Annotated in this window: 1 protein-coding gene; it reads right to left on the reverse strand. The window is 74.0% G+C overall.

Annotation, left to right across the window (positions count from 1 at the left end):
- On the reverse strand, positions 1-300 hold a 300-nt coding region (locus tag J0695_RS42760; protein WP_372445951.1), incomplete at both ends, for a proline dehydrogenase family protein.

Raw genomic sequence — 300 nt, forward strand, 5'->3', positions numbered from 1 at the left:
GTCCACGGTGGTGTGGTCCTCCATGTCCAGGGTGACCGTCGTGCCCGCGGCGGCCGCGGCCTCGACGACGGGCAGGACGTTCGCGTACGCGAGGTCGTCGCCGCCGGGGAGCGCCTGCCCGAAGGCCGACAGCTTCACGGACATCTCCGCGCGCGGCCCCAGGCCCTCGCCCGCGAGGGAGTCGGCGAGGGCGAGATAGGCGTCGCGGTTGCGGAGCGCCTCGGACCGGTCCGTGATGTCCTCGCCCAGGTGGTCGAGGGTGACCTCCATGCCGTGGCCGGCCAGCGACCGCACGGATTC

Origin of the sequence: Streptomyces beijiangensis (genome assembly GCF_017315755.1) — a bacterium.
Taxonomy (GTDB): Bacteria; Actinomycetota; Actinomycetes; order Streptomycetales; family Streptomycetaceae; genus Streptomyces; species Streptomyces beijiangensis.